The 18,813-nt window shown below is 70.4% G+C and carries 17 protein-coding genes; 7 read left to right on the top strand and 10 right to left on the bottom strand.

The window, feature by feature from the left end:
- Positions 1-172: 172 nt before the first annotated feature.
- The 5 genes from ACLJPL_RS30220 to miaA all read right to left on the bottom strand — a co-directional run bounded on the left by ACLJPL_RS30220 (position 173) and on the right by miaA (position 6,599).
- Positions 173-1,627: a M1 family metallopeptidase gene (locus tag ACLJPL_RS30220; protein ID WP_411084130.1), complete on the bottom strand. Its 1,455-nt coding sequence runs from the start codon at positions 1,625-1,627 to the stop codon at positions 173-175.
- Positions 1,628-1,710: 83 nt separating this feature from the next.
- Positions 1,711-3,888: a RelA/SpoT family protein gene (locus tag ACLJPL_RS30215; RefSeq protein WP_411084129.1), complete on the bottom strand. Its 2,178-nt coding sequence runs from the start codon at positions 3,886-3,888 to the stop codon at positions 1,711-1,713.
- Positions 3,889-4,130: 242 nt separating this feature from the next.
- Positions 4,131-5,003: a diaminopimelate epimerase gene (gene dapF, locus ACLJPL_RS30210; RefSeq protein WP_411084128.1), complete on the bottom strand. Its 873-nt coding sequence runs from the start codon at positions 5,001-5,003 to the stop codon at positions 4,131-4,133.
- A gap of 109 nt (positions 5,004-5,112) precedes the next feature.
- Positions 5,113-5,553: a hypothetical protein gene (locus tag ACLJPL_RS30205; RefSeq protein ID WP_411084127.1), complete on the bottom strand. Its 441-nt coding sequence runs from the start codon at positions 5,551-5,553 to the stop codon at positions 5,113-5,115.
- Positions 5,554-5,660: 107 nt separating this feature from the next.
- Complete coding sequence (miaA, locus tag ACLJPL_RS30200) at positions 5,661-6,599, bottom strand: tRNA (adenosine(37)-N6)-dimethylallyltransferase MiaA (protein ID WP_411084126.1); 939 nt, start codon at positions 6,597-6,599, stop codon at positions 5,661-5,663.
- 217 nt (positions 6,600-6,816) lie between these two features.
- Here miaA and ACLJPL_RS30195 point away from each other — a divergent pair, with 217 nt between their 5' ends.
- On the top strand, positions 6,817-7,146 hold the full coding sequence (locus ACLJPL_RS30195; protein ID WP_411084125.1) for an antitoxin: 330 nt from the start codon (positions 6,817-6,819) through the stop codon (positions 7,144-7,146).
- A 69-nt stretch (positions 7,147-7,215) separates the two neighbouring features.
- On the opposite strand, the gene ACLJPL_RS30190 is transcribed toward ACLJPL_RS30195, so the two are convergent.
- Together ACLJPL_RS30190 and miaB are read right to left on the bottom strand one after the other, a co-directional pair.
- Positions 7,216-7,920: a class III extradiol dioxygenase subunit B-like domain-containing protein gene (locus tag ACLJPL_RS30190; RefSeq protein WP_411084124.1), complete on the bottom strand. Its 705-nt coding sequence runs from the start codon at positions 7,918-7,920 to the stop codon at positions 7,216-7,218.
- 126 nt (positions 7,921-8,046) lie between these two features.
- Positions 8,047-9,567: a tRNA (N6-isopentenyl adenosine(37)-C2)-methylthiotransferase MiaB gene (gene miaB, locus ACLJPL_RS30185; protein ID WP_411084123.1), complete on the bottom strand. Its 1,521-nt coding sequence runs from the start codon at positions 9,565-9,567 to the stop codon at positions 8,047-8,049.
- Between the two features lie 134 nt (positions 9,568-9,701).
- On the opposite strand from miaB, the gene ACLJPL_RS30180 reads away from it, so the two are divergent.
- Positions 9,702-10,700, top strand: coding sequence for a TAXI family TRAP transporter solute-binding subunit (locus ACLJPL_RS30180; protein WP_411084122.1), 999 nt, complete (start codon positions 9,702-9,704; stop codon positions 10,698-10,700).
- A 268-nt stretch (positions 10,701-10,968) separates the two neighbouring features.
- Here ACLJPL_RS30180 and ACLJPL_RS30175 read toward each other — a convergent pair whose 3' ends face one another.
- Positions 10,969-11,400 (bottom strand): hypothetical protein, encoded by a 432-nt coding sequence (locus ACLJPL_RS30175; RefSeq protein ID WP_411084121.1) that lies wholly within the window; start codon positions 11,398-11,400, stop codon positions 10,969-10,971.
- Positions 11,401-11,724: 324 nt separating this feature from the next.
- Here ACLJPL_RS30175 and ACLJPL_RS30170 point away from each other — a divergent pair, with 324 nt between their 5' ends.
- Positions 11,725-12,357 carry a hypothetical protein gene (locus ACLJPL_RS30170; RefSeq protein WP_411084120.1) on the top strand — a complete coding sequence of 211 codons (633 nt, stop codon included), beginning with the start codon at positions 11,725-11,727 and terminating at the stop codon, positions 12,355-12,357.
- 205 nt (positions 12,358-12,562) lie between these two features.
- Here the strand turns inward: ACLJPL_RS30170 and ACLJPL_RS30165 are convergent, their stop codons facing one another.
- Positions 12,563-13,990 (bottom strand): ATP-binding protein, encoded by a 1,428-nt coding sequence (locus tag ACLJPL_RS30165; RefSeq protein WP_411084119.1) that lies wholly within the window; start codon positions 13,988-13,990, stop codon positions 12,563-12,565.
- 18 nt (positions 13,991-14,008) lie between these two features.
- The gene (locus ACLJPL_RS30160) at positions 14,009-14,701 is read right to left on the bottom strand and encodes a response regulator transcription factor (RefSeq protein WP_411084118.1); all 693 of its coding nucleotides are present in this window, start codon (positions 14,699-14,701) and stop codon (positions 14,009-14,011) included.
- Positions 14,702-15,161: 460 nt separating this feature from the next.
- Between ACLJPL_RS30160 and ACLJPL_RS30155 the strand changes: the two genes are divergently transcribed.
- The 4 genes from ACLJPL_RS30155 to ACLJPL_RS30140 all read left to right on the top strand — a co-directional run bounded on the left by ACLJPL_RS30155 (position 15,162) and on the right by ACLJPL_RS30140 (position 18,640).
- Positions 15,162-15,947 (top strand): amino acid ABC transporter ATP-binding protein, encoded by a 786-nt coding sequence (locus ACLJPL_RS30155; RefSeq protein WP_411084117.1) that lies wholly within the window; start codon positions 15,162-15,164, stop codon positions 15,945-15,947.
- A gap of 33 nt (positions 15,948-15,980) precedes the next feature.
- Positions 15,981-16,904, top strand: coding sequence for a glutamate ABC transporter substrate-binding protein (locus tag ACLJPL_RS30150; RefSeq protein ID WP_411084116.1), 924 nt, complete (start codon positions 15,981-15,983; stop codon positions 16,902-16,904).
- Positions 16,905-17,045: 141 nt separating this feature from the next.
- Positions 17,046-17,693 (top strand): amino acid ABC transporter permease, encoded by a 648-nt coding sequence (locus ACLJPL_RS30145; protein WP_411084115.1) that lies wholly within the window; start codon positions 17,046-17,048, stop codon positions 17,691-17,693.
- Complete coding sequence (locus tag ACLJPL_RS30140) at positions 17,690-18,640, top strand: amino acid ABC transporter permease (protein WP_411084114.1); 951 nt, start codon at positions 17,690-17,692, stop codon at positions 18,638-18,640. The genes ACLJPL_RS30145 and ACLJPL_RS30140 overlap by 4 nt, the downstream gene beginning before the upstream one ends.
- The last annotated feature ends 173 nt before the right edge of the window (positions 18,641-18,813 follow it).

The raw sequence follows: 18,813 nt of genomic DNA, 5'->3' as shown, positions 1-18,813 counted from the left end.
ATAGAAGTCTTTACGTCAGTCACAACGCGTGATCTCTCCGGATGATTCCCGGTCGTTCCCACTGGGCCGCTGAAGCCCGTCCGGGGCATCCGACGGGACGCGGTCCGCCGTGCCGACGCGTCGATAGTGGCACGGCCCCCGGCGGGCCGTCACCCGGGTTTACGCCGTCGTCCTAAGAGGTCTTCGCGGGGTCGGCCGTGCGCCAGTCGGGGTGTCCGGGCATCGGCGGTGTCTTCTTTCCGTACAGCCAGCCGTCGAAGAACGCCGTGAGGTCCCGTCCCGCGACGCCGGACGCCAGCCGGGTGAAGTCCGCGGTGGTGGCCGTGCCGTCCCGGTGGATCCGCACCCAGGCGCGCTCCAGCCGGTCGAAGGCCGCCTCGCCGATCTCCTGGCGCAGGGCGTAGAGCACCAGGGCGCTGCCGTCGTAGACGACGGGCCGGAACAGGCTGAGCTTCTGCCCCTCGGCCGGGCCGTCCGGGTGCGCCGGCGGGCCGCCGTTGGCCCGCCAGTCGTCGGACAGCCGGTACGCCTCCCGCATCCGCCGCTCCAGGGTGCCGCCGCCGTTCTCCTCGGCGTAGCGGGCCTCGTACCAGCTGGCGTGTCCTTCATTCAGCCACAGGTCGGACCAGGAGGCGGGCGTGACGCTGTTGCCGAACCACTGGTGGGCCAGTTCGTGGACCATGACGGAGTCGACGTACCACTCGGGGTAGGCGGGCTCGGTGAAGAACGACTTGCCGTAGAGGGAGAGCGTCTGGGTCTCCAGGGCGAAGCCGATGGGGCTGTCGGCGACGAGGACTCCGTACGTCTCGAAGGGGTAGCGGCCGACCTGCCGCTCCATCCACTCCAGCTGGGCGGGGGTCTTCTTGAGCCAGGGCTCCATCCTCGCCCGGTCGGCGGCCGGGACGACGTCGCGCAGCGGCAGTCCGTGCGGTCCGGTGTGGTGCAGTACGGCGGAGTCGCCGATGGAGACCTGGGCGAGCTCGGTGGCCATGGGGTGCTCGGTGCGGTAGGTCCAGGTGGTCGTCGCGCCGTGCCGGGTCCGGCCGGTGGGCAGCCCGTTGGCGACCGCCGTGAGCTGCTGGGGGGCGGTGACGCGGAAGGTGAAGTGCGCCTTGTCGGACGGGTGGTCGTTGCTGGGGAAGACCCGGTGGGCGGCGTCGGCCTGGTTGGCCATGGCGAGGCCGTCCGCGGTGCGGATCCAGCCGCCGTTGCCCGCGGTTCCGGCCGGGTCGCTGGTGTGCCGGACGGTGATGTTCAGCGGTACGCCTTCGGGGAGGCGGCGGGGGGCCTGGATGATCAGGTCCTCGTTCTTGCTGCCGAAGTCGGCGGACTGCCCGTCGACCTCGACGCTGTGGACCGTGCCCCGGGCGAAGTCGAGGTTGATCCGCTCCAGCGGTGCGGTGGTGCGGGCCCGGATCTTCGTGACGGCGTCCAGGGGCTTGGTGTTGCTGCCGTGGTAGGTGAAGGCGATGTCGTACGCGAGGACGTCGTAGCCGGGGTTGCCCAGCTCGGGGAAGAGCCGGTCGCCGATGCCGAGGGGCTCGGGGGCGGGCAGCGCGGCGGCGACGAGGGTGAGCGATGCGGAGGCCAGCAGGGCGGCCCGCAGGCGGCGGGAGAGGAGCGGCATGGACTACCGCTATCAGCAGCCGGGCCGCCTCCCCGGGGTGCCGCGCGCCGCACCACTCGAACGAGGAGGCCCCGGGTGCGGGCTCAGCCGGTGGCGGCGGGGTGCTGGGCGCGGCTGACGTCGTAGACCCCGGCGACCTCGCGCATGGCGCGCATCAGTGCGGGCAGCCCGGCGGCGTCGGGGAGCTGGAGGGTGTAGGTGTGCCGGACGCGCTGTTCGCTGGGCGGTTCGACGGTGGCGGAGACGATCGCCGCGTCGGCCGTGGCGATGGCCTCGGTGAGGTCGGCGAGCAGCCGGGGGCGTCCGAAGGACTCGGCGACGAGGGTGACGCGGCAGGCGGCGGAGTCGTCCCGGCCGTCCTCGTCCTTCCAGCGGGCCGCCACCGGTGCGCGGCCGATCTCCCGCATCCGGGCGACGGAGGGACACTCCTGGCGGTGCACGGTGACGGCCCCGCCCCGGACGACGAAGCCGATCACCTCGTCGGGGGGCACCGGCGTACAGCAGCCGGCCAGGCGCGTGGTCGCCTCCGGGGCGTCGACGACCACGTTGGCGGCCTGTCCGCCGGACCGGGTACGGACCGGTGCGGCACTGTGGGGGCCGTCGCTCCGGGCATCGTCGCTGCGGGCGTCGTCACCGGCGGGCTCGGTCCGGCCTTCGGCTGCCGCACCGTCCGGGCCCGGGCGGTCGTCGGGGTGGGCGGAGAGCCAGCCGGTGATCGCGATACGGGCCCCGGGGGTGCGGGCGTGCTCCAGCCACTCGGGCGACGGGCCGGACGCGGTGTCCTGGGCGAGCAGCAGTTGCACGGTGTCCCCGTCGCTGAGGACCGTGCTGAGGGTGGCGAGGCGGCCGTTGACCCGGGCTCCGATGCAGGCGTGCGCCCGCTCCCCGTGCTGCGCGTACGCCGCGTCGACGCAGCTGGCTCCGGCGGGCAGGCCGAGGGTCCCTCCGTCGGTGCGGAAGACGGTGATCTCGCGGTCCTGGGCGAGATCGGCGCGCAGGGTGGTCCAGAAGGTGTCCGGGTCGGTGGCGGACTCCTGCCAGTCCAGGAGCCGGGACAGCCAGCCGGGCCGGGTCGGGTCGGCGCGCTCGTCGGAGGGCTCGGCCTGCTGGGGGGTCGCGCCGCCGTCATGGGCGTACGGGTTGCCCAGGGCGACGACGCCGGCCTCGGCGACCTTGTGCATCCGGTGCGTACGGATGAGGACTTCGGCGACGGCTCCCTCGGGGCCGACGACCGCCGTGTGCAGCGACTGGTACAGGTTGAACTTGGGGGCGGCGATGAAGTCCTTGAACTCGGAGATCACCGGGGTGAAGCAGGTGTGCAGCTCACCGAGCACGGCGTAGCAGTCGGCGTCCTCGGCGACCAGGACGAGCAGCCGGCCGAAGTCGGTGGGGCGCAGTTCGCCGCGTTTCCTGCGGACCCGGTGCACGGAGACGAAGTGGCGTGGCCTGATGAGCACTTCGGCGCTGATGCCCGCTTCCCGCAGGGTGGCCCGGACGCTGTCCGCGATGGCGGCGAGGGGGTCCGCGTCGCCCGTGGCGGCCGCGATGAGGGCGCGGGTGTCCTCGTACTCCTCGGGGTCCAGGATCGCGAAGACCAGGTCCTCCAGCTCGGTCTTGAGCGCCTGTACGCCGAGGCGTTCGGCCAGCGGGATGAGGACGTCCCGGGTCACCTTGGCGATCCTGGCCTGCTTCTCCGGGCGCATCACCGTGAGGGTGCGCATGTTGTGCAGCCGGTCCGCGAGCTTGATCGACATGACCCGGACGTCGTTGCCGGTGGCGACGAGCATCTTGCGGAAGGTCTCGGGCTCGGCGGCGGCTCCGTAGTCGACCTTTTCGAGTTTGGTGACGCCGTCGACGAGGTAGCGGACCTCTTCGCCGAACTGCTCACGCACCTGATCGAGCGTCACCTCGGTGTCCTCGACGGTGTCGTGGAGGAGGGAGGCGGTCAGGGTGGTGGTCTCGGCCCCGAGCTCGGCGAGGATCAGGGTCACGGCGAGCGGGTGCGTGATGTACGGCTCGCCGCTCTTGCGCATCTGGCCCCGGTGCGAGGACTCCGCGAGGACGTAGGCCCGGTGCAGGATCGCCAGGTCGGCGTCGGGGTGGTGGGCGCGGTGCGCGTCGGCGACATGGCCGATGGCGTCGGGCAGCCGGTCGCGGGAGACGGGACCGAGGAGCGCCACCCGGCCCAGTCTGCGCAGATCGATCCTGGGCCGGCTCCGCCTGCGCGGCACAGCGGCGGGATCGGCGGCCTCTGCACTCATGGGCACCTCCGGCGACGTCGACCGGCGGTGGGGAGAGGCGGACGCCTCTCCGGGCCGGTGCTTGATGCTACCGAGCCCACCACGTGGCGCAGACCGGCTCTCGCCCAGCGTGAAACGGATCACCCATTCGAGCGAAGCTCCGACCGATCACCGTTTCGAGCCGGACGCCGACGGATCACTGGTGTCGCCCGGCCCCCGCTCCGGAGTCGGGTGGCGGACGTCGGATGGCGTCGTTGCGGGGGTCAGCCGGTCGCGGCTTCGAGCCAGGCCGGGTCGATGACGCCCTCGGCGACGATCACGGCGGGGCCGGTCATGTCGATCGCGCCGTCCGGGTGCTCGGTGATGACCAGGGTGCCGCCGGGGAGATCCACCGTGTACGTGGCGGGGAGCCCGGTCACCGCCGGGTCCCGGCCGTCCCTGCGGGCGGTGGCGACGGCCACCGCGCAGGCTCCGGTGCCGCAGGAGCGGGTCTCGCCGGAGCCGCGCTCGTGGACGCGCATGGCGACGTGGCGCGGTCCCCGGTCGACGACGAACTCGACGTTGACCCCTTCGGGGTAGACCGCCTCGGGGCTGACCGGAGGGGCGGAGAGGAGGTCGCCGGCGTGGGCCAGGTCGTCGACGAAGGCGACGGCGTGCGGGTTGCCCATGTTGACGTTGCGGGAGGGCCAGCTGCGGTCGCCGACGCTGACGGTGGCGCTCTCCCCGGGAAGCAGGGCGTGCCCCATGGAGACCGTGATGTCGCCGTCCTTGGCAAGGTGCACCTGCTTGACGCCGCCCCGGGTGGCCACGGCCAGGCCGCCCCGCTCGACGAGGCCCGCGCGCTGGAGGTAGTGGGCGAAGACCCGCACCCCGTTGCCGCACATCTCGGCGATCGAGCCGTCCGCGTTGCGGTAGTCCATGAACCACTCGGCCTCGGACGCCATGTCCCGGGCCTCGGGGTGGGCCGCGGAGCGGACGACGTGCAGCAGGCCGTCCCCGCCGATACCGGCCCGGCGGTCGCAGATCCGGGCGACGACGGGGGCGGGCAGCGCGAGGGCGTTGTCCGGGTCGGGGACGATCACGAAGTCGTTCTCGGTGCCGTGACCCTTGAGGAAGGCGATCTGCGAAGTGCTCACAGGGCAACTGTACGAGCCGCCGCCTACACCGCGCGAAACCGGATCCGGCCCCGGGCCCGGGAGCGCCGTACGGTGCCCGGCGCGGGCGGAGGTGGGGGCAAAGGAGCTGTCAGCGCAGGCGGGCTACGCGCCAGACGGCGAGGGCGACCAGTCCGGCGCCCATGGCGACGTACAGGCCGATCACCCGCCAGTCGGGGCGGTCGCCCGAGCCCCGGGCCGGCAGGCCGGGCCAGGTGTGGCCGACACGGCGCGCGGCCATCATGCCCCAGCCGGCCGCGCAGCAGCTGATCAACAGCCCCAGCATCGCGACGACCGCGCCGCCGTCGCCGAACTCGAAGGCGAGCGGGAAGGCGAACATCAGGGAGCCGACCGCCGCCAGCACGATGATGGGGGCGAGCTGCCAGATCCGCAGCCTGCGGGCGGGGCGGAGCTCGACCTCCACCTCGGGGGCGGCGTCCTGCTCGTCGGGCCCGTCAGGGCTCAGCCGCCCCACGTTCTCGCGCGGTGGCGGTACGTCGTGCTGCTCCGTGTCGCGAGGGCCGGCCTCCATCGCCACGCGCCCTCCCAACTCGGACTGCACTGGTGGATCGATGCTCGATGATGGCACGACCGCGGGCGCCGAATTGACGGCCGGAGCGTCCCGATGCCATCACGTGATCAGGCTGTGACCGCTCGTTCGACCAACGCCAGTGCCTGGTGCGGGAGTTCTGCCCGGTCACGGTGCCCGCCGCCGAGCCACCGGACGCGCGGGTCGCGCCGGAACCAGGAGTCCTGCCGGCGTGCGAAGCGTTTGGTGGCGCGCACCGTCTCGGCCCGCGCCTCCTCCTCGGTGCACTCCCCCGCGAGCGCCGAGAGGATCTGCTGGTAGCCCAGTGCGCGTGAGGCGGTGAGTCCCTCGCGCAGCCCGCGCGCCTCCAGGGTGCGCACCTCCTCGACGAGACCGGCCTCCCACATCCGGTCGACCCGCCGGGCGATGCGTTCGTCCAGCTCGGGGCGGTCCACGTCGACGCCGATCTGCACCGCGTCGTAGACCGGCTCGTCGCCGGGGAGGTTGGCGGTGAAGGGCTTGCCGGTGATCTCGATGACCTCGAGGGCGCGGACGATACGGCGGCCGTTGCTCGCCAGGATGGACCGGGCGGCGTCGGGGTCGGCGGCGGCGAGCCGCTGGTGCAGGAAGCCGGAGCCGCGCTCGGCCAGCTCCGCTTCGAGCAGGGCGCGCACCTCGGGGTCCGTACCCGGGAACTCCAGGGCGTCGACGGCCCCCTTCACGTACAGCCCGGAGCCGCCCACCAGGACGGGTGTACGGCCCTCGGCGAGCAGCCGGTCGATCTCCAGCCGGGCCAGCCGCTGGTACTCGGCGACGCTGGCGGCCTCGGTGACGTCCCAGATGTCCAGCAGGTGGTGCGGCACCCCGGCGCGTTCGGCGGGCGTCATCTTCGCCGTACCGATGTCCATCCCGCGATAGAGCTGCATGGAGTCGGCGTTGACCACCTCGCCGCCGAGTCGCTGGGCGAGGAAGACCCCCAGATCGGATTTTCCGGCCGCGGTGGGGCCGACGACGGTGATGACGCGGGGGGCTGAAGCGGGACGGTTCACCGCCACAGTCTCGCAAATCTCCGGGCCCTTCCCGCACACCTCTTCGGCCAGGAGAGCACTCGGTTCTTCGGCCGGGAGAGCAGTCGGTTGCGCACTCGGGAGCGCACTGAAGAGAACGCCGAAGGGTGAGTAAAGTCGGCAGGAAGGGACAGGTGACGGACAATGGGTGCGGGAGAACGCTCCCGCAGACCGTCCTCACTGCACGGAAGGTGACCCAATGGGGTTCCTGGACAACCTGAAGGCCAAGCTGGGACCGGCCAAGGAAAAGGTCGGCGACCTGGCGCAGCAGCACGGGGGCAAGATCGAGCAGGGCCTCGACAAGGCCGCGCGCACGGTCGACCAGAAGACCAAGGGCAAGTACAGCGACAAGATCGACACGGGTACGCGCAAGGCCAAGGAAGCCGTGGACAAGCTGGGGCAGAAGGACGGCGGCACGCCCGGCGCCCCCGGCACTCCGGGTACGCACGGCACGCCCGGCGCCCCCGGTGCCGATGGCACGCCGGGTACGCCCGGCGCTACTCCGCCCCCGCCGCCGCCCGCTCCCTGACCCCGGCGGCAGGACGACCCTCGGCGGCGGTACCGGAGCCCAGCGCTCCGGTACCGCCGTCCGGCGGTTTCAGGACCAGGCGGCGACCGTGTAGCCCACCCCGTAGGGGGCGTCCTCGTACAGCAGCCGTCCGACGAGACCGGCCCCGTGTGCCGCGCCGCTGAGCAGTTGCCAGGGGGCCCGGCCGGCCGCCTTGAGCTCGTACGCGAGTGTCTCGTCCAGCGCGTCGAGTGCGGCGAGGTCGGCTGAGCCGAGGGCCGCGGTCGCCCGGGCGTCGAAGGGTGCGGCCCGCTCGTCCAGATAGCCGGGCGCCTTGAGCGTGCGGCAGGCGCTGCCGTCGCCCATCACCAGGAGCGCGACGCGGCCGGCGCGGCCGGCGGCCTCCGCTCCCGCCTTCGCGCACTCCCCGGCGCTCCGGCGCTCGTCCACCGCGAGCCCGTCGACCGGGGCGGCGGCCCAGCGTGCCCGGCCCAGCAGCCACGCGCCCACGGCGAGGGAGTCCGGCAGCGGCGGCACCCGTACGGCCGGGTCCGGCTCGCCCAGGGTCACGTCGAGGTCGACGCCGAACCCCCGGAAGGAGCCGCGCCCGCCCCCCGGGTGAACTCTGCCCTCCCCCGGGCCCACGACCACGAGCAGGTCGGGGCGGGAGGCGGCCAGCACCCCCACGGCGTCGAGGCACGCGGCGCGCGCGGTGTCGAGTTCGGGTGCGGCCCCGGCGGCGACCTCGGGCACCAGGAGCGGCGGACAGGGGCACACGGCGGCGGCGACAAGCATGCCGGTCAGCGTACTTGCCGGGCCGTGCGCCGGGGCCTGAAGCCGTCAGCGACGCCGCGGAGCCGCCCGCCGGACCCTGAAGCGGTCAGCCGACGCCACAGAACCGCCCGCCCGGGCCTGAAGCCGTCAGCCGATGCCGCAGGCCGGCGCGGCGGCGACCGGGAGCGGGGCCGGGGCGCCGATGCCGGGAAGGCCCAGCATCACTCCGGCCGGCTTGGCGGCGGCAGCGGTGGTGCGCTTCTCCCAGGCGTCGCCGGCGCGGGTGGCCCGTACGGCGAGCGGAGCGCCCTCGGCGAGCAGGTGGTGCGGGGCCGCGTAGGTGACCTCCACGGTCACCACGTCGCCGGGGCGCACGTCCTGGACGGGTTTGGTGAAGTGGACCAGGCGGTTGTCGGGGGCGCGGCCGGAGAGGCGGTGGGTCGCGCCGTCCTTGCGGCCCTCGCCCTCCGCGACCATGACCTCCAGGGTGCGGCCGACCTGCTTCTTGTTCTCGTCCCAGGAGATCTGCTCCTGGAGGGCGGACAGGCGCATGTAGCGCTCCTGCACGACCTCCTTGGGGATCTGGCCGTCCATGTCGGCGGCCGGGGTCCCGGGGCGCTTGGAGTACTGGAAGGTGAACGCGTTGGCGAACCGGGCCTCGCGCACCGCGTGCATCGTCTGCTCGAAGTCCTCCTCGGTCTCGCCGGGGAAGCCCACGATGATGTCGGTGGAGATGGCGGCGTCCGGCATCGCGGCGCGCACCTTCTCGATGATGCCGAGGAAGCGCTCCTGACGGTAGGAGCGACGCATCGCCTTGAGGATGCTGTCCGAGCCGGACTGCATCGGCATGTGGAGCTGCGGCATCACGATCGGCGTCTCGGCCATGGCGGCGATGACGTCGTCGGTGAAGTCGCGGGGGTGCGGGGAGGTGAAGCGGACGCGCTCCAGGCCCTCGATCGTCCCGCAGGCGCGCAGCAGCTTGGAGAATGCCTCGCGGTCGCCGATGTCGGAGCCGTACGCGTTCACGTTCTGGCCGAGGAGGGTGATCTCGGACACGCCCTCGGCGACCAGGGCCTCGATCTCGGCCAGGATGTCGCCGGTGCGGCGGTCCTTCTCCTTGCCGCGCAGCGCGGGGACGATGCAGAAGGTGCAGGTGTTGTTGCAGCCGACCGAGATGGAGACCCACGCGGCGTACGCGGACTCGCGGCGGGTGGGCAGCGTGGAGGGGAACGCCTCCAGGGATTCGGCGATCTCGATCTGCGCCTCCTCCTGGATGCGGGCGCGCTCCAGCAGCACGGGCAGCTTGCCGATGTTGTGCGTGCCGAAGACGACGTCCACCCAGGGGGCGCGCTTGACGATGGTGTCGCGGTCCTTCTGGGCGAGGCAGCCGCCCACGGCGATCTGCATGCCGGGGCGCTTGGTCTTCATCGGGGCGAGCCGGCCGAGGTTGCCGTAGAGCTTGTTGTCGGCGTTCTCGCGCACCGCGCAGGTGTTGAAGACGACGACGTCGGCGTCGCCGTCCGCTCCTTCAGGGGCCCGTACGTAACCGGCGTCCTCCAGGAGACCCGACAGCCGTTCGGAGTCGTGGACGTTCATCTGGCACCCGTAGGTGCGTACCTCGTAGCTCTTCTGGACGTCCACTGCTTCGCTCCGGTTGCCGCTGCTCATGTGACCAGGGTAGGCGGTTGCCGGGATCGCCCCTCCCCTGCCCGGCCGCGCGGGGAGGGCTCCCGCGCCGCCGTGGGCCCGGCCCCCGCGGGCGGGCCTGGTCAGGGGGGCGGTGAGCTGGCAGGATCGCGCGCATGCTCCCCGTCCCGTCCCGATTCGGCCGTCGCCGCGCCCTACAGGCGGGCGCCGCGCTCGCCGTCGTGCTGGGGCTGCTCGCGTGGTGGCTCCTCCCGCTGGGGGAACGGACCCCGCGCGGGACGCTGACCTTCTCCACGGGGGTGCCGAGCGGCGTCTACCAGCGGTACGGGGAACGGCTGGAAGGCGCCCTTGCCAAGGACATGCCGGAGGTGTCGATAAGGCTCCGCAACAGCGAGGGCTCCCAACAGAACCTCGCGCGGGTGGCGTCGGGGGAGGCGGACTTCACCATCGCCACCGCCGACGCCGTGGCCACGTATCTGCGGGACCGCAAGCCCGGCTCCGGCCGGCTGCGGGGCTGTGTGCGGCTGTACGACGACTACGTGCAGCTGGTCGTCCCCCGCGACTCCGACGTCCGCGGGGTCGCCGACCTGCGGGGCAAGCGGGTCGGCGTCGGGCAGGAGGGCTCCGGGGTCCGGCTGGTCGCGGACCGGCTGCTGAAGGCGGCGGGCGTCGACCCGGCGCGCGGCGTCACCCCGGTGTCGGCGGGCATCAACACCATGCCCGAGTTGCTGGCCTCGGGAGACCTCGACGCCTTCTTCTGGTCCGGCGGGCTGCCGACCGGGGCGGTGCAGGGGCTGTCGGAGCGGTTCGCCATCCGGCTGGTGCCGCTGGAGGAGCCCCTGGTCAAGAAGTTGCAGTCGGCGGGCGGCTCCGCCCGCTACTACCGGTCGACGCTCATCCCCGCCGACGCCTATGACCACGCCCAACAGGGGCAGTCGGTGACCACGGTGGCCGTCGCCAATCTGCTCATCACCACGGACCGTACCGATCCGGCCATGACCGAGGCATTCACCCGGACCGTGATCAACAGCCGTGACCGGATCGGCCGTGAGGTGCACCCCGCGCAGCTGGTGGACCTGCGCACGGCGATCTACACGGACCCGCTGGCCGTCCACGAAGGGGCCAAGCGCTACTACCGCTCGGTCAAGCCCTGAGCGGCTCCCCCAGTTCATCCGGTCGGTCCGGTCCGTTCAGTCCCTCCACCCGCACCGTGCGAATCTGCTCCACCACGGCCTGGATCCGGTTCTCCTGCTTGGACGTCCAGAAGGCCGCCACCCTTTCGGGGGCGGCCTTCGTCGGCGGCCTCGGAACCGGACCGCGGCGGCGACCGCCGGGATGGGTGCTGGCACTCAAGCTCCGATGGTCGCGGCCCGGTGGCCGGCCGGCGTCCTGCCGAACCGTCCTCCGCTCAGGACCGGTCGGTCAGAACGGCGCCTTCTTCGTCACGCGCGCCACGGTCTTGTCGGGCCAGGCGATGTCGCTCTCACCCGGGACGCCGGTGGACGCGGTGCCGGCGTTGGACGCCCGGTAGGTCCACCCCTTCGTCATCTTGAGGGTGACGATTTTGGTCTGGCAGTACTTGGCGGCCTTGCATGCCTTGCCACCGGTGACGAACGTCTTTCCGTTGTTGCCGGAAAGCGCGATGGTGGGCCGGCTGATGGTCGCGGCCCTGTCGCAGTGCTGCAATCCGTAGGCCCTCACCTTTTTGCCGCCCTCAGTCCACATATAGACGTGGTTCTGGCAGCCGGTGGATTTGGCCGTGCGCTTGTACTTGGCGCCCTTGCCGTGGTGAACGGTGCCGGCGTGAGCGGATGTGGCAGTGACGGCGACGCAGGTCAGTGCGACGGTGCCCACTCCGAGAAGTCGTCCGAACCTCTTCATCCTGACATTCCCCCTTCTGCGTGGCGAGCAGCCGAAACCATGTCCGGCTCGGCTTCCCTCGCCGTGGTCACCGAAGAGGCTATCCAAAACGATCACTTCCACAAAGAGAGTTGAGGAAGATATGAGGTCGGGGCAAAAGCCCCAACTCGCCACCCAGAAAATGGCGTTCGCATTCCGAGCCTGAAAAACACCGAAGAGCCATGTCGTACCCGGCTCGGGAACAGGCCCTCAGCTTGAGTTTTGACCTCTGCCTGTTCCTGTGGCGCCGGAGGTGAAGGGATGGGGCACACTCTGTAGGTGTCCTCCACTAGATCACTCGCGGGTGCCGACGAGATACACACCTATCTCGTTGAGCGGTTGAACTCTGCCCTCCGGCGTCCCGGTATGTTCTCGCAGCGTGACGCTGCGCTCCGGATGCTGGTGGATCACCTGCTCTTCGTGGAACGCCAGCCCGAGGTATGGGATGAGGAGCACCGTTCCTGGGCAAGCCGAGGGGCCGGAAGCAGCACCGGTTTGGGCGGCATGTTCGAGAAGTTGATGCCGGGAGGCTACGAACAGAACTGCGTCGCCTCGGTCTACGCCGAGTTCGCGCACCGCCGCGGCTGGCTCCGGCCCGATCGCCTTCTGCCGGCTGACGAGCATCACGCCCTGCGGGCAAGAGTGCGCCCGTGGGCGCAGACAGACCGCTCGTGGGCAGACGTCCTCTCCGAGTTCGGCCCCCCGTCCATCCTGTGCGGAGGGACCAGCCCCCTGTACAGCAAGACGCTGGGCTACCTGGGAGAAGACCCCGAGGAGCCCATGGTCTTCTTCCATCTCTGGAATGGCACAACGGCAGCCAAGTCCACACGGCACGAGCTCGACGAACCGGTTCTGCTTACTGTCCGCTTCGCAGACGCACCCTTTGATGAAGCCTTCACCTTCCACCCCTGAGGGGCAACGACGGCGCCCCGAGCCAGGCTCGCTCTCCGGCTGAGCACCGGAGAGGTTACGCAACACCAGCAGGGCGGGCCTGTGCACTGCCGGTGTTCCTCAACCCGCCTACCGCTCACTGCGCGATCGGCCGCAAGAGGGCCCGACCGGCCAGTATCGCGCATGCCATGTCGAGTAACGCACCCGCAAAGGCTAAAACTCAAGCTCAGGGTGTTCTCCGTACGTCCTCGCGGCTCGGGCAGTTGTGCGGCAGCTCACGCGGCACCGAGACGGTCACCCGCAGGCCGTGCGGCTCATGGTGCGCGTACGCGATCGAGCCGCCGCCCACCGAGAGCAGCACGCGCGAGATGGACAGGCCGAGGCCCGATCCGCTGACGTTCTGGTGGCGGGTGCTGCGCCAGAAGCGGTCCCCGACGCGTTCGAGCTCCTGCTCGGTGAGACCGGGGCCCCGGTCGGCGACCTCGACGCTCGTCGTGGTGGGGCCGGCGCTGACGGTGACGGTGACGTCCTGCCCGGCCGGGGTGAACTTCAGGGCGTTGTCGATGACCGCGTCCAGGGCGCTGGAGAGGGCGATGGGATCAGCCCAGGCGGTGGCCGCCGGGGCCCCGCCCTGGATCAGGGTCACACCCTTCTCGTCCGCCATCGGACGCCAGGAGGCGACGCGCTCGGCGGTGAGCGGGACGATGTCGATCAGCTGGAGGTCCGCCTCGGCGTGCTCGGCCAGCGCCAGGTCCAGGAGGTCGTCGAGGACCCGGGCGAGCCGCTTGCCCTCGGTGCGTACGGCGGCGATCTCCTCGTTGCCCTCGGGCAGTTCCAGGGCGAGGAGCTCGATGCGCAGCAGCAGCGCGGCGAGGGGGTTGCGGAGTTGGTGCGAGGCGTCGGCGACGAAGGCGCGCTGCTGTTCCAGCACGTCCTCCACGTTGTCGGCCATCTCGTTGAAGGACCGGGCCAGCCGCCGCAGCTCCGGTGGCCCGCCGCCGGCCGCGACCCGCGAGCGCATCCGCCCCACGGCGATGTCGTGGGTGGCCGCGTCCAGGACCCGTACGGGCAGCAGCACCCAGCCGGTGAGCCGGACGGCGGCGCCGACCGCGACCAGCATGGCCAGGGCCTCGCCGACCGCGATCAGCAGCCAGGTCCGCAGGATGCGGGAGCGCATCTCGTCGGTGGGCGAGTCGATGACGACCACGGCGACGACGTCGCCGTCGCGCACGACGGGCGAGGCGACGACGACGCGGCCGTCGCGCCAGGGCCACACCTGCGGCGGGTCGTGCGAACGGCGGCCGAGCAGCGCCTCGTTGAAGGCCGTGCGCCCCTCCCCCTCGAGGGGCAGCGTCCAGGACTCCGGAGCCTTCGCAAGGGCCCGGTCGTCCCGGTAGAAGACGCCGGCCCGGATGCCGTACACCGAGGCGTAGAGCTCCAGGTCCGTCGCGAGGGTCAGGCGACGTTCGTCACTGGCCGGAAGGGAGTCGGTGATGGACTGCGCCAGCGCGGCGAAGCGTGCGGTGTCGTCGATCCGGTCGATGACCAGTCGCTGCTGCTCGGCGGCGGCCACGCTCACCGCGAGCGGGAAGCCCAGGGTGAGCAGGACGGCCGCCATCAGGGCGATGAGCAGCGGAAGCAGGCGGGCGCGCACCGGGGTCGTACCCGCCCGTCAGGCGGACGGCGAGACGAGCCGGTAGCCGACGCCCCGCACGGTCTCGATGAGGGCGGGCAGCCGCAGTTTGGAGCGCAGGGAGGCGACGTGGACCTCCAGCGTGCGTCCTGTGCCCTCCCAGCTGGTGCGCCAGACCTCGCTGATGATCTGCTCGCGGCGGAAGACCACACCGGGTCGCTGCGCGAGGAGCGCCAGGAGGTCGAATTCCTTGCGGGTGAGCTGGACTTCGACGCCGTCGACGCTGACGCGCCGGGTGGGCAGTTCGATCTGCACCGGTCCCAGGCGCAGGGCGGCGTCGGGAGCCGGGGCGATGTCCTCGGCGCCGGTGTTGCGCCGGGCGACCGCGTGGATGCGGGCCAGGAGCTCGCCGGTGTCGTAGGGCTTGACCACGTAGTCGTCCGCGCCGAGGTTGAGCCCGTGGATGCGCGAGCGCACGTCGGCGCGGGCGGTCACCATGATCACGGGTGTCGCGGTGCGCTTGCGGATCTTGCCGCACACCTCGTAGCCGTCCTGGTCGGGCAGGCCGAGGTCGAGGAGGATCACCCCGAAGGGCTCCTTCTCGGCGGGCAGCAGGGCGCGCAGGGCCTCCTCGCCGTTGCGCGCGTGCACGACCTTGAACCCGTGCCGGGCGAGCACGGCGGACAGAGCCGCCGCGACGTGGTCGTCGTCCTCGACGAGCAGCAGTCTCATGGCCCTCCTCTCGCTCTCCCCGGGCCGTGAGGCTCCCGGACTCGTTCGCGTAACCGTTGCCGTGCGCGTAACTGTCGCCCTGCGCGCAAACCCGTCCCCTCCGCGGAGCCGACCTTCGGACACATCACCGTTGCACGGCGTAACGGGGCGATATCCGGTGTTTCACCCCGCTTCATCCTGAAGAAACCGGGAAGCACTTCCCGTTCAGCGGCGCTCCACCATCTTTTCCCGCACAGGGCATCCACTCCGATGACCGGTACGTCAGTCAAGTGGCTGCCGGTTACAGCAGGGTTTCCGTTATGCACCCGGTACGCCCCAGCAGCCCGCGTGACGTCCCGTTCACACGGTGTGTCCGGTTGCCGCCGGATCGTTATCCTCAATTTCCGCTCAGATGTAATGACGCTGGTCGCACTGCGTCACTAGTGTCCTTGGCACCCGAGGAGGACGGAGCAAGAAGCCGATGAGCGGAGTTTCAGTGACCAAGGCCGCCGAGGATGCCGCACCCGCGGGAGACGACCTTGTCGTACTGAGCGACGTCAACAAGCACTTCGGCGCGCTGCATGTGCTCCAGGACATCGACCTGACCATCGCCCGTGGCGAGGTCGTGGTCGTCATCGGGCCCTCCGGGTCCGGGAAGTCCACGCTGTGCCGCACGATCAACCGCTTGGAGACGATCGATTCGGGCGCGATCTCGATCGACGGCAAGCCCCTGCCCCAGGAGGGCAAGGAGCTCGCCCGGCTGCGTGCCGACGTGGGCATGGTCTTCCAGTCGTTCAATCTCTTCGCGCACAAGACCGTGCTGGAGAACGTCATGCTGGGCCAGACCAAGGTCCGCAAGACCGACAAGAGCACCGCGGAGAAGAAGGCCCGGACCCTGCTCGACCGGGTGGGCGTCAGCGCGCAGGCGGACAAGTACCCGGCACAGCTCTCCGGCGGCCAGCAGCAACGCGTCGCGATCGCGCGGGCGTTGGCGATGGACCCGAAGGTCATGCTGTTCGACGAGCCCACGTCGGCTCTCGACCCGGAGATGATCAACGAGGTTCTCGAGGTCATGCAGCAGCTGGCCCGGGACGGGATGACGATGATCGTCGTCACCCACGAGATGGGCTTCGCCCGTTCGGCCGCCAACCGCGTGGTGTTCATGGCGGACGGAAAGATCGTCGAAGAGGCCACACCCGAGCAGTTCTTCAGCAACCCGCGCAGCGACCGGGCCAAGGACTTCCTGTCGAAGATCCTTCACCACTGACGACAACGACCTACGGCATAAGGGAAATTTCAGATGAAGCTCCGCAAATCGGCCGCCGTTGCGGCTATCGCTGTGCTCGCCCTGACCGCGACCGCGTGTGGCGGCAAGGAGGGCTCCGCCGGCGACAAGCCCGGTGGCAAGCAGCCCGGTTCCTCCGAGGCTCCCCCGTTGCCCACGTACGAGGTCGCCAAGGACGTCGCCCTGGACTCGCCGGCCTTCAAGAAGGCCAAGAAGCGCGGCAAGCTGATCATCGGCGCCAAGGCCGACCAGCCCTACCTCGGCTTCGAGGACCAGTCGACCAAGGAGCGCTCCGGCTTCGACATCGAGATCGCCAGGATGATCGCGGCGGACCTCGGGTTCTCCAAGGACCAGATCGAGTGGAAGACCGTCGACTCCGGCATCCGTGAGACGGCCATCTCCAAGGGCCAGGTCGACTACTTCGTCGGCACGTACACGATCAACGACGAGCGCAAGAAGCAGGTCGGCTTCGCCGGCCCGTACTACAAGGCGGGCGCCGACCTCCTGGTCCGCAAGGACGAGAAGGACATCAAGGGCAAGGAGACGGTGAAGGGCAAGAAGGTCTGCTCGATCGTCGGTTCCACCCCGCTCCAGGAGATCAAGAAGCCGGAGTACGGTGCGAGCGTCGTCGAGTTCGCCAAGTACTCCGACTGCGTCCAGCAGCTGCTGACCAAGCAGATCGACGCCGTCACCACGGACGACTCGATCCTCAAGGGCTACGCCGCCTCCAACCCCGACAAGCTCAAGGTCGTCGGCCAGCCGTTCACCGACGAGCCCTACGGCGTCGGCCTCAACAAGGACGACAAGGTCCTGCGCGAGGCGATCAACGACTCGCTGGAGAGGCACGTCCTGGACGGCACGTACAAGAAGATCTACGAGGCGACGCTGGGCCTGTCCGGCTCGGAGTTCACCCTGCCGCCGGCGCTCGAGCGCTACTGACGCCGTCCCACGGCTGACGCCCCGTCACCGAACGTGTGACCCAGGCGTCCCGTACGCCGCCGCCGCTCCTGTGGGGCACGGCGGCGTACGGGGCGCCCCTTCCCCTGCCCTGATGCCGCTGACCGCCGACGCGGAGACCTCATGAACGTACTGCTCGACAATTTTCCAGAGTTCCGCGACGGCTTCATAGGAACCGTGTCGATCACCGCCATCAGCTCGGTTATCGCCCTGGTGCTCGGTGTCATCATCGCCGCCTTCCGGGTCTCGCCCGTGCCGCCGCTGCGGTACTTCGGCACAGCCTGGGTGACGCTGATGCGCAACACCCCGCTCACTCTGCTCTTCCTGTTCTTCTTCTTCGTGGTGCCGGAGATCCTCTTCCCGGGTATGAGCCCCTTCCTGCTCGGCTCGCTGGCGCTCGGCTTCTACACGTCGTCGTTCATCTGCGAGGCGGTGCGCTCCGGCATCAACACGGTGCCGCTGGGCCAGGCCGAAGCCGCGCGCTCGATCGGGATGACCTTCGCCCAGACCTTGCGTGAGATCGTGCTCCCCCAGGCCACCCGGACGGTCATCCCTCCGCTGAGCAGCATTTTCATCGCCCTCACGAAGAACTCCGCGATCGCCGGCGCCTTCAGCGTCACCGAACTCTTCGGCTGGCAGAAGCTGATGAGCGACCGGGGCTACGACATCGTCCCGGTCTTCCTGTGGGTGGCGCTCGGCTACCTGGTCGTCACCTTTACCATCAGCGGCCTCTTCCGGCTGCTGGAGCGTCGTATGGAGGTCGCCCGATGAGTGCCAGCGTTCTCTTCGACGCCCCCGGCCCCAAGGCCGTCGTCCGGAACAGGATGTTCACGGTCATCGGCGGTGGCGCCATCGTCGCGCTGATCGCCCTGAGTCTCGTGCGTCTGTCCGACAAGGGGCATCTCGCACCCGAGATGTGGGACATCTTCAATTACACCGGTATCCGGCAGAACATCGCGAATGCTCTGGTGGCGACGCTCAAGGCGTTCGGTCTGGCGGCGGTCGGCTCGCTCGTCCTCGGTGTGGTGCTCGCCGTGGGTCGGCTCTCCGACCACAAACCGATCCGCTGGGTGGCGACCACCTTCGTCGAGCTGTTCCGCTCGATCCCGCTGCTGATCACGATCTACGCCATCTGGGTCGGCTTCCTCACCGACTACTCGATGTGGGCGCTGGCGGTGGGTCTGTCCATCTACAACGGCTGTGTTCAGGCCGAAGTACTGCGCGCGGGTGTCAACGCGGTGCCGAAGGGCCAGAGCGAGGCGGCGTACGCACTCGGCATGAGCAAGACGCAGGTCATGGCCGGCGTGCTGATGCCGCAGGCCGTCCGTTCCATGCTGCCGACGATCATCGGTCAGCTGGTGGTGACGCTCAAGGACACCTCGCTGGGCTTCATCATCCTGTACCCGGAGCTGCTCGCGACCGCGCGGTTGATCTCCAACACCCAGGTCAACGGTCAGTACGCCTACGTTTCGACGATCACTGTCGTCGGCACGATCTACATCGCGCTGTGTCTGCTTCTTTCGTCGCTGGCGACCTGGATCGAGAAGCGCGGCCGCCGCGCCAAGACCGGCATCGCGATGGCGCCGGCCGTCCAGGCCCCCGGAACCATCGACGCGACGGCCGGCACGTTCGGCCAGGCCCCGTCAGGCGCGGAGGGCGCAGGGGGCGCAGGCACCGGGATCGACGGTGCCGGTGGGACCGGAGTGACGAAGGACTGACGCTTCCCCGTTCCGGTCGGCGAAAGCATTCGAGGCAGCGGCGCACGCGTCGCTGCCTCGGTCACTTGACGCAAGCACCCCCAATGGGTTGCATACGTTCTGTGATCACGTACCCGACTTCGACCGCCACGTTCCGCATGCCGGCCTCCCCTGCCACGTTCCGCACGACCGTA

This window comes from Streptomyces sp. cmx-18-6 (assembly GCF_046548915.1).
Taxonomy (GTDB): Bacteria; Actinomycetota; Actinomycetes; order Streptomycetales; family Streptomycetaceae; genus Streptomyces.
This window is presented reverse-complemented; position numbering and strand designations above follow the sequence as displayed.

Bases quoted from the DNA above. Each gene is read 5' to 3' on its own strand.
- ACLJPL_RS30220 (WP_411084130.1), bottom strand. From the start codon at position 1,627: ATGCCGCTCCTCTCCCGCCGCCTGCGGGCCGCCCTGCTGGCCTCCGCA.
- ACLJPL_RS30215 (WP_411084129.1), bottom strand. From the start codon at position 3,888: ATGAGTGCAGAGGCCGCCGATCCCGCCGCTGTGCCGCGCAGGCGGAGC.
- ACLJPL_RS30205 (WP_411084127.1), bottom strand. From the start codon at position 5,553: ATGGAGGCCGGCCCTCGCGACACGGAGCAGCACGACGTACCGCCACCG.
- ACLJPL_RS30195 (WP_411084125.1), top strand. From the start codon at position 6,817: ATGGGGTTCCTGGACAACCTGAAGGCCAAGCTGGGACCGGCCAAGGAA.
- ACLJPL_RS30190 (WP_411084124.1), bottom strand. From the start codon at position 7,920: ATGCTTGTCGCCGCCGCCGTGTGCCCCTGTCCGCCGCTCCTGGTGCCC.
- miaB (WP_411084123.1), bottom strand. From the start codon at position 9,567: ATGAGCAGCGGCAACCGGAGCGAAGCAGTGGACGTCCAGAAGAGCTAC.
- ACLJPL_RS30180 (WP_411084122.1), top strand. From the start codon at position 9,702: ATGCTCCCCGTCCCGTCCCGATTCGGCCGTCGCCGCGCCCTACAGGCG.
- ACLJPL_RS30160 (WP_411084118.1), bottom strand. From the start codon at position 14,701: ATGAGACTGCTGCTCGTCGAGGACGACGACCACGTCGCGGCGGCTCTG.
- ACLJPL_RS30155 (WP_411084117.1), top strand. From the start codon at position 15,162: ATGAGCGGAGTTTCAGTGACCAAGGCCGCCGAGGATGCCGCACCCGCG.
- ACLJPL_RS30150 (WP_411084116.1), top strand. From the start codon at position 15,981: ATGAAGCTCCGCAAATCGGCCGCCGTTGCGGCTATCGCTGTGCTCGCC.
- ACLJPL_RS30145 (WP_411084115.1), top strand. From the start codon at position 17,046: ATGAACGTACTGCTCGACAATTTTCCAGAGTTCCGCGACGGCTTCATA.
- ACLJPL_RS30140 (WP_411084114.1), top strand. From the start codon at position 17,690: ATGAGTGCCAGCGTTCTCTTCGACGCCCCCGGCCCCAAGGCCGTCGTC.